The organism is Corynebacterium gottingense, from assembly GCF_003693265.1.
Lineage (GTDB): Bacteria > Actinomycetota > Actinomycetes > Mycobacteriales > Mycobacteriaceae > Corynebacterium > Corynebacterium gottingense.
Map to the genome: position 1 here is coordinate 1 of NZ_RDRE01000135.1, position 1,352 is coordinate 1,352.

2 protein-coding genes are annotated in these 1,352 nt (G+C 64.6%); both read right to left on the reverse strand.

Features of this window, described 5'->3' with window-relative positions:
- Window positions 1–599, reverse strand: a 599-nt coding sequence (locus tag EAW56_RS12230; protein WP_167457444.1) for an FAD-dependent oxidoreductase, incomplete at its 3' end; no start/stop codon positions are given.
- Between the two features lie 73 nt (window positions 600–672).
- A partial coding sequence (locus EAW56_RS12235) for a serine aminopeptidase domain-containing protein (protein ID WP_122086829.1) occupies window positions 673–1,352 on the reverse strand: 680 nt, incomplete at its 5' end.

Below are 1,352 nucleotides of genomic sequence, written 5' to 3' on the forward strand. Positions count from 1 at the left end.
GCGATGAAGCCACCGCCCACGATCGTGAGCGACTTCGGCAGCTCCGGCAGGCGCATGATGTCCTCGTTCGTGTGAAACGGCACGCCCTCGGCCCACTCGGGGATGAACGGACGCGCGCCGACGGCCAGGATGATTGTGTCGGCGCTGATTCGCTTCTCTGCGCCCCCTTGCCCCGTCACCAACGTCTTCGGCCCCACGAACCGTGCGTGCATGTCGTACACGGTCACGTTCGGGCACTCGTCGCCGCGTCGGTATGCTTCGCCGCCGGCCGCGATCTGGTCCACGCGATCCCCGAAGACGCGCTGCTGGATGGCCTTCCAGTCGGCACCGCGATATTCCAGATCCACGTTGAGGCGATCGGCCTCGCGGGCCTGGAGTGCAGTATCGGCGGCAAGGACGAACATCTTCGTCGGAATGCAGCCGACGTTGAGGCAGGTGCCACCAAACGTGCCCTCTTCCACGATGGCGACTTTTTTGTCGTCGAAGTCCGGCGTGAGCACGCTGTTGCCGGAGCCGGCGCCGACGATGATGAGGTCATAGTGCTCGGTGTGCTCGGTGTGCTCGGTGTGCTCGGTGTGCTCGGTGTGCTGATTGGTCATGCGATGACTCCTCTATATATACGTCTATGTTGAGTTTGGGACAATTGGGATTTGAGAGGCGTTTTGGGGCGGCTTAGCGGTGCGGCAGCTGTTCCAACCAGGAGGTACACGCCTTGAACGCGGACTCGCGAGCGTATTTCCCGGACAAGAAGACGTCGTGACGCGCCCCGTCGATGGTGGCGATCACGCAGTCCTGAGCAAGGTGCGGCGCCCACGTGCGGATCTGGTCGACGTCCAGCACCGTATCGGCAGTGTCCGCGGCGGGTGAGTACTCCTTGCCTAGGTAGGAGTGGGAGGAAACAAGGGTGAGTAGCGGGACTCCGGTATCCACGTCGTCGGCGTGGATCCGTTCCTGGCCGTCCACAATCGCCTTGAGCCAGCCCGTGTACTTCGTGTGCCCGCCTAACGGCTTCCACTTCGTATTGAAGTCCCACTCGCCGTTGTGGTCCACGTGCAGCGACTCGCCGTAGGTGGAGAGGGACCCTCCCGGCAAGGGCACGCGCGGGAGCACGCTGCCGCCCACTTTGAGGACCGGCTTGACCGTCTTGACCAGCAGGGGAGAGAACTGCATGTCGATCCATGGGCTGTTGAGTATCAGGCCCGCCAGCCGCGCGTGGTCTGCGGGCCGCTCCCGGCGCAGCCAGTCCGCCCACAGCGAGGTGATCAGCCCGCCGGCGGAGTGTGCGAGGGGGATGACCTTCGCGCCCTGGCCGCGCTCGCCGACGATGACGTGCAGCGCGTCCGTGAGCTCGG